The following is a 7,962-nucleotide window of genomic DNA, read 5'->3' on the forward strand; positions in this document are numbered from 1 at the left end:
CAGGCGGCGTTCGGATCAATTCCCAAGCGATCCGAACGCAGAATTTTCAGAGCAGTCCGCACCCGAAGGAAGATCATGACCGATACTTCTGTTGATGTTTCAAGAGCGCCGACCGAACGCCGACGACATTCGGACTTGCATACGAAACGCATTCGTTCGGCCTGGCTGTTTCTTGCGCCAACGCTGATTGTTCTGGCGCTTGTGGCTGGATGGCCATTGCTCAGGACCATTTATTTCAGTTTCACAAATGCATCGCTCACAAGTCTTGGAGCGGCGGAGTTCGTCGGTTTTAAAAACTACTTCACTTGGGTCACGTTAAAAAGTGGCCGCACGGTATATCGGGGTCTTTTGGCCGATCCAGCATGGTGGGGTGCTGTGTGGAATACGATCAGGTTCACACTGTTTTCGGTTAGTCTCGAAACCTTTTTCGGGTTGATCGTAGCACTGGTGCTTAATGCGAGATTCCCTGGGCGAGGCCTTGTGCGAGCGGCGATCCTGATACCATGGGCTATTCCAACAATCGTCTCAGCTAAAATGTGGGGCTGGATGCTCAATGATCAGTTTGGCATACTGAACCATATCTTCCTCAATTTCGGTCTTATTAGCCAAAAAATTGCTTGGACGGCAAATCCTGACACGGCGATGATTGCGATCCTGATCGTTGATGTTTGGAAAACCACGCCCTTCATGGCCCTGCTCATCCTTGCTGGATTACAGATGGTTCCTTCTGACGTATATGAGGCCGCAAAAATCGATGGTGTCCATCCGTTGAAAGTGTTCTGGCGGGTGACGTTACCACTAATTCGTCCAGCGCTGATGGTTGCGATCATCTTCCGCATGCTTGATGCTTTACGTATTTTTGACCTTATCTATGTCCTGACACCCAACAACGCGCAAACCAAAACAATGTCTGTTTTCGCTCGCGAGAATCTTTTTGATTTCGATAAGTTTGCCTATGGTGCAACCGCATCAACGATGCTGTTTCTCATCATCGCGGCCATCACTGTGCTTTACATGTTCTTTGGACGTGTAAGCATCGGTGGAAGAGGAGAATAGTCATGCATCATCTTAAAATGCTTGGCTTTTATGTGCTGGTTGCGATCATCATTCTTGTCGCAGTATTTCCTTTCTATTACGCGATTATAACAAGTTTCAAATCGGGAACAGCGCTTTTTCATGTGGACTTTTGGCCGACGAGTTTTTCGATAGGTAATTATACTGGTGTCCTAATTCAGGGCAGCTTTGTTCGAAGCCTCGGCAACTCATTGTTTGTTGCAACGATCGTCGTCGCCATTTCTTTGCTACTTGCCGTCACCGCGTCCTATGCACTTGCCAGAGTGAATTTCCGGGGGCGGGGCTTGTTGTTGCTTACCATTTTGTCGGTATCGATGTTCCCGCAAATTGCGGTGCTCGCAGGTTTGTTTGAACTCATTCGCTTCCTGGGGATATTCAATACGCCACTGGCTCTGATTTTCTCCTATATGATCTTTACTTTGCCATTCACTGTCTGGGTTCTTACGACTTTCATGCGCGATCTACCAGTAGAGATCGAGGAAGCGGCGATTGTCGACGGCGCATCGCCATGGATCATCATTACGCGCGTGTTTATGCCGCTGATGTGGCCAGCACTGGTTACAACAGGGCTTCTGGCGTTCATTTCTGCTTGGAATGAGTTCCTGTTTGCACTCACTTTTACATCATCTGCAGGCCAGCGGACTGTCCCTGTTGCAATTGCACTTTTGTCTGGCAGTAGTCAGTTCGAAATCCCATGGGGCAATATCATGGCTGCATCGGTCATCGTAACAGTTCCTCTCGTCATCCTTGTGCTCATCTTCCAGCGACGGATCGTATCCGGTCTGACCGCAGGTGGCGTGAAGGGATAGGAGTTTAAATATGGCACAGCTTCAATTGCGCGATGTGCGCAAATCATTTGGGAATTTTGAGGTTATAAAAGGCGTGGATATGGACATCCGTCCTGGCGAATTCATGGTCTTTGTTGGTCCTTCCGGTTGTGGAAAATCGACACTGCTGCGCCTTATTGCAGGTCTTGAGGAGATCACCTCAGGAAGTCTCTCTATCGACGATACGGTGGTTAATAGTCTCAGCCCATCCAAACGTGGCATCGCTATGGTGTTTCAATCTTATGCGCTGTACCCACATATGAACGTCTATCAGAATATGGCTTTTGGCATGCAGCTTGCTGGCAAAGACAAACACGAATGCCGACACCGTATCCAACAAGCGGCTGAAATGTTGCAACTGACGCCGTATATCGAACGCTTGCCGCGCCAGCTCTCAGGTGGTCAGCGTCAGCGCGTTGCAATAGGACGCGCCATCGTTCGGGATCCGAAAGTGTTTTTGTTTGACGAACCTCTATCCAATCTTGATGCAGCACTTCGCGTTGCGACCAGGCTGGAAATTGCCAAGCTCCATCATAGTATGCAAGACACCACGATGATCTATGTGACACATGATCAGGTTGAAGCGATGACATTGGCTGATCGTATCTGCGTGCTGCGTGATGGACGGGTCGAGCAGATAGGGACGCCGCTCGAACTTTACGAAAAGCCAAATTCGCTTTTCGTTGCGGGATTTATCGGCTCACCCAAAATGAACTTGCTCAATGGAAAGCATGCGGAGCAATTCGGGACACATACGGTTGGCCTGCGACCGGAGCATCTCCAGATCGTTTCAAGCAGTGGTCAATGGAACGGTCAAGTGATCCACACCGAAGTTCTGGGGTCAGATACGTATGTTTATATTGATCTTGGCCTCGAAGAACCGCTTGTGGTTCGTGAAAGCGGGGTGTCGATCCGCAAGGCCGGTGATTTGCTATCAATAGCGCCGACCGGTGAGCGTATCCATCGATTTGATGAAAACGGGCGCGCTCAGGACGGATAAGCAGCCTTTCCAATAAAAAATCGTTTCTTGGAACAATAGCGTTCAAGCGTTGGTTTCATCAACAGGCGTGCGCGTCCAAGCTCTAATTGAAACAAAGGCTGATAAGCCGCAAGCAAGGAGAATACCCGTGTTTATCCGCACTATCGTCTGGGGTGAAAATATTCATGAGCAGATTAATGAAACTGTGCGCTCTGTTTATCCTAAGGGGATGCACAACACGATTGCAGATGCGCTGAATGCCGATAGCAGCATTGAAGCGACAACAGCCACCTTGCAGGAACCGGAACATGGTCTGACAGAGGAACGCCTTGCCAACACGGACGTGTTGATGTGGTGGGGTCACAAGGATCATGGTGGCGTACACGATGAAATTGTTGAGCGCGTTGCCAAACGCGTGTTTGAGGGTATGGGGCTGATCGTGCTTCACTCAGGCCATTTTTCGAAAATTTTCAAACGGTTGATGGGGACACCCTGCGCGCTGAAATGGCGTGAAGCAGGCGAACGTGAACGTGTCTGGGTCGTCAATCGTGGACATCCCATTGCACAGGGGCTGGATGAGAATTTTGTACTTGAAAATGAGGAAATGTATGGTGAGCAATTTTCAGTCCCTGAACCGCTCGAAACTGTATTTATCTCGTGGTTTTCGGGCGGTGAGGTATTCCGTTCGGGTCTGACATGGCGCCGTGGTGCAGGCAATATCTTCTATTTCCGCCCCGGCCACGAAACCTACCCGACATACCATGATGCAAATGTGCAAACCGTGCTCCGCAACTCAGTCAAATGGGCTTACAATCCCCAGCCTGCCTGGACGGATATTCATACGGCGCCAAATGTCCCTGTAGATCAGGCTTTGGAACCAATTGTGGAGCGCGGCCCTAAACTTCATAAGGCCGGCGAAGCCGGTTATCGTTGAGGTGCATGATGCGTCTTCTTATTCTAGGAACTGGCGGCATGGCAAAGAACCATGCCGAGGCCTTCAACGCCATAGTTGGCGTCGAGGTGGTTGCAGCTTGTGACGTTTCGGCAGAACGTGTTGATGCATTCTCCGAAAACCATGACATTCACAACCGCTTTACGCGACTTGAGGATGCTCTTGATTGGAACCAGTTTGATGCCGTTGCAAATGTAACTCCAGACGCGATTCATCATCCGACGTCTTTGGCGCTTATTGGTGGGGGTAAGCACATCTTTTGTGAAAAGCCGCTCGCTGAGAGCTACGAGAAAGCCGCTGAAATGGCTGATGCTGCAGAGCAGGCAGGCATTATCAATATGGTCAATCTCACTTATCGCAATGTGGCACCATTGCAGAGAGCGCGAGAAATCGTGATGTCAGGAGAGATTGGTCAGGTGCGCCATTTCGAGGCTTCTTATCTGCAAAGTTGGCTTGTGTCGAAAGCATGGGGTGACTGGAAAACCGAGAGTAAGTGGCTCTGGAGACTGTCCACGCGCCATGGTTCCAACGGCGTTCTTGGCGACGTCGGCATTCATATTCTTGATTTCGCATCCTATGCAATCGGCAGCGATGTTGAGTGCGCATCAGCGCGACTGAAAACCTTCGATAAGGCCGAAAACAACCACATCGGCGAATATGTGCTTGATGCAAACGATAGTTTTGTGATGATGGCGGAGTATTCGAACGGGGCACTGGGCGTGATACATGCCAGCCGTTGGGCAACGGGGCATCTTAACGAATTGCGATTACGCATTCACGGAGACAAGGGTGCGTTGGAAGTCATTCATACACCCACGGGTTCGACCCTCCGTGGCTCGATCGGCGAAGATATCGAGAAGCCGGTCTGGCACGATATTGAAGTAAATCCGGTTGAAACGAATTATCAGCGTTTTGCCCGCGCGGTAGCTGACGGTATAGGGTTGGAGCCAAATTTCCGCCATGCTGCAAATCTCCAACGTGTCCTCGATCATGCGATGAGTGTTGATCAGCCTTTGCCGCAGGTGGTGAACATGTGATTGGTCTAAGGGGTGCCTGAACCTGTATCGCGCAGCTGAAAGAAACGGCGACATGGCCGGTGTTATTATGTCCGAGATCGTGATCCTTGCGCTCGATAGGAACACAGGTGGTTGCTAAAAGACCATAATTGTTTCACATAAATTAAGGTCTGGATATTCTGCTTCGAGAAAATGGGGTGCAAGTTGGTACGCAAGAAGTTTGGCTTTCTCTTCCTGTTCCTTGCGATAATTGCGTCGCCTTCCCACGCTTTTGAGGCAGGTTCTCCTCCCGATCTGAAGCCTTTGCCGCAACAGGTGGAGGCTGCGCGTCTGACGGCGGAATTCCTTTCGCGCTTTCATTACAAACCTGTTGCATTGGATGACGCTCTGTCCGTCAAGATCATGAATCGTTATATCGATTCTCTTGATCCAGACCGGTTGATTTTCCTGCAGTCGGATATTGATAGCTTCAAAACGAGAAGCATGGAGATCGATGATGCGATCAATCAGGAAGATCTGAGCATTCCGTTCGCCATTTTCAATATTTATGGACAGCGGATAGTGGATCGCATGACTTATGCGCGCAGTCTGCTCAATCAGAAGTTCGACTTCAGTGTGCAGGAAGACTATCCGCTTGTGCGCGATAAAGCAGTCTGGCCGCAATCAGAAGCAGAACGCAATGATCTGTGGCGCAAGCGCGTCAAAAATGATTGGTTGCGTTTGAAACTGGCTGGCAAAGACGACGCAACAATTCGTGAGACACTTGGCAAGCGATACGAAAACTCTTTGGCGCGCACATATAAGTCGAAAGCCGATGATGTTTTTCAGATATTCATGGCCGCGTATACGACTTCTGTCGATCCTCATACCGACTATTTTGGTGCAAATGCATCGGCAGAATTTGATATCGCGATGAAGCTTTCACTTGTCGGCATTGGTGCTGTTCTGCAGGAACGCGACGACTACACAACTATCCGCGAACTCGTTGCCGGTGGTCCGGCCCAGTCGTCAGGAAAACTAGCGGTCGGAGATCGTATCGTTGGCGTGGGCCAGGATGAAAACGGGGCGATAAAGGAAGTTGTCGGATTGCGTCTTGATGAAGTGGTGCAACTGATACGCGGTGCCAAAGGGTCAGTTGTACGTTTGGATATCTTGCCTGCGGATGCTGGACCAGATGGCCAACATCACATCGTGAACCTTGTTCGTGACAAGATCAGCCTCGACAAACAGGCTGCGCAAAAGACAATTCTATCAGTCAAAGATGGTACGACTACGCACAGGATAGGCGTGATCACGCTACCCGCGTTTTATGAGGATATCGAGGCACGCCGCAAAGGTGACAAGGACTATCGCAGCGCCAGCCGCGACGTTGCCAAACTTGTAACTGAACTGAAACAAGACAAAGTCGATGGCCTTCTGATCGATCTGCGCAACAATGGCGGCGGCTCCTTGACCGAGGCGATCGACCTTACTGGTCTCTTTGTTGGCAAAGGCCCCGTGGTTCAGCAGCGCAATGCAAAAGGCGAAGTGAAAGTAGAGATTGATGATCTTCCGGCCCCTTTATGGAATGGACCGCTTGGAGTTCTTATCAATCGTGGGTCAGCGTCCGCGTCTGAGATTTTTGCAGCGGCGGTTCAGGATTATGGTCGCGGCGTTATTATAGGTGAACCAAGCTTCGGCAAGGGCACAGTGCAAACCGTGGTCAATCTTGACGAAGTGGTACAGAATCCTCAGCCGAAATTTGGTGAATTGAAGTTGACCGTTGCTCAGTTTTTCCGGGTGAATGGCGGCACCACGCAGTTGCGTGGCGTGACACCTGATATCAGCCTTCCGGGAACGTTTAATATCAAGACCACCGGTGAATCGAGTTTTGATAATGCCCTGCCTTGGAGCCAGGTGAAGGCTGCAAAATACAAGACGTTTGGCAATATGGCAGCGACGATATCGCAGTTGCAGGAACGTCACGACAGCCGGGTAAAAAGTGAACCTGAATTTCAAAGGTTTGTGGAAGATATTGCAGTTTTGAAGGCTCAGCGCGAAAAGACGGTCATATCTCTTAATGAGGCCACCCGGCGGGCTGAAATTGCAGCTGAAACAAATCGCTTTAAAGCGCAGGGTGAAAACACAGACGAAGTTAATGCGGATAAGGATGATGGTCTACAGTCCAACGAGCGGAGCCTGAGCGCTGATATCGCCATTGAAAAAGCCCGCAGGAGCGCGAAAGATGTTCTGCAAAATGAAGCCGCGGCTATCGTCGGTAATCTGGCGGATTTGCAGAAAGCAGCGTCGAAATAGGCGTTGGATAATGGTAGCGCTTCATATATTGGCGTGCCAGCCGTCACAAATCATGCACTACGAGAATAATTAGGTGTGGCTTGTTAAATATGTCCTTCAAAGCAAAACTGGAATTGGTCCAGCTTTGCTTTGCCCGGCTGATAATCGTTGATAGAAATCTGGCGTATGTCTCACAAAAGTGGGGCTGGAATAGCAATTAGATGCCGCTGGCGTTTTGTTCTACAACACCGCTGAAGCTGCAAGAAGCACCGTGATAATAAGAACATCCACCAACCTCTTGCAGTTCCATCGTATACTCATTGAGAACCGTTATGCTGATTTCGCAATAGCGCTTGTTTTAAGCAGTTTCTTTGTAAGCGTACGCTGATCCCCACCTTCCAATTACAGTTCTAATTGTCTCATTAGACTTTCGGGATGATCAGGACGGAGTTTCTCCATGGATGCTACATTGGAGGTTCTACCAGTTGGTGGCGGAAGCTGCGGGAACCGAAAGTGGTCGGATGAGGTGAAGGCGCGTATTGTGGCAGAAACGCTGCTGCCTGGCGCTACGGTGAGTTCTGTTGCGCGTCGGCACGGTTTGCTTGCAAATCATGTATCGACGTGGCGGACTCTTGCGAGAAAGGGGCGGCTTGTGTTGCCTGCGCCAGAGGATCCGGTGGAGTTTGCAACCTTAATGGTTGGGTCGACCACTAAGGCAGCGTGCATTGATGTTGATGTTCCCTCACGCCCGGAAATCGTCGCAGGCGCAGTGGTCATTCGTCTGGAGGCTGGCGCTTCGGCGGATCGGATCGCATCGGTGGTGCACGCCTTGGCTAACTG

7 protein-coding genes are annotated in these 7,962 nt (G+C 50.2%); all 7 read left to right on the forward strand.

Annotated features, from left to right (window positions below):
- Positions 1-75: 75 nt before the first annotated feature.
- Complete coding sequence (locus OIV19_RS19310) at positions 76-1,056, forward strand: carbohydrate ABC transporter permease (RefSeq protein WP_264232988.1); 981 nt, start codon at positions 76-78, stop codon at positions 1,054-1,056.
- A gap of 2 nt (positions 1,057-1,058) precedes the next feature.
- Positions 1,059-1,883 (forward strand): carbohydrate ABC transporter permease, encoded by an 825-nt coding sequence (locus tag OIV19_RS19315; RefSeq protein ID WP_264232990.1) that lies wholly within the window; start codon positions 1,059-1,061, stop codon positions 1,881-1,883.
- A gap of 10 nt (positions 1,884-1,893) precedes the next feature.
- Positions 1,894-2,901 (forward strand): ABC transporter ATP-binding protein, encoded by a 1,008-nt coding sequence (locus OIV19_RS19320; protein ID WP_264232992.1) that lies wholly within the window; start codon positions 1,894-1,896, stop codon positions 2,899-2,901.
- 127 nt (positions 2,902-3,028) lie between these two features.
- Positions 3,029-3,814 carry a ThuA domain-containing protein gene (locus OIV19_RS19325; protein ID WP_264232994.1) on the forward strand — a complete coding sequence of 262 codons (786 nt, stop codon included), beginning with the start codon at positions 3,029-3,031 and terminating at the stop codon, positions 3,812-3,814.
- 8 nt (positions 3,815-3,822) lie between these two features.
- The gene (locus tag OIV19_RS19330; RefSeq protein ID WP_264233007.1) at positions 3,823-4,869 is read left to right on the forward strand and encodes a Gfo/Idh/MocA family protein; all 1,047 of its coding nucleotides are present in this window, start codon (positions 3,823-3,825) and stop codon (positions 4,867-4,869) included.
- Positions 4,870-5,040: 171 nt separating this feature from the next.
- Positions 5,041-7,143, forward strand: a complete 2,103-nt coding sequence (locus OIV19_RS19335) for a carboxy terminal-processing peptidase (protein WP_264232996.1) — start codon at positions 5,041-5,043, stop codon at positions 7,141-7,143.
- Between the two features lie 436 nt (positions 7,144-7,579).
- A partial coding sequence (gene tnpA / locus OIV19_RS19340; protein ID WP_264232998.1) for an IS66-like element accessory protein TnpA occupies positions 7,580-7,962 on the forward strand: 383 nt, incomplete at its 3' end.

It is taken from the genome of Brucella sp. HL-2, from assembly GCF_025846885.2.
Lineage (GTDB): Bacteria > Pseudomonadota > Alphaproteobacteria > Rhizobiales > Rhizobiaceae > Brucella > Brucella quorumnocens.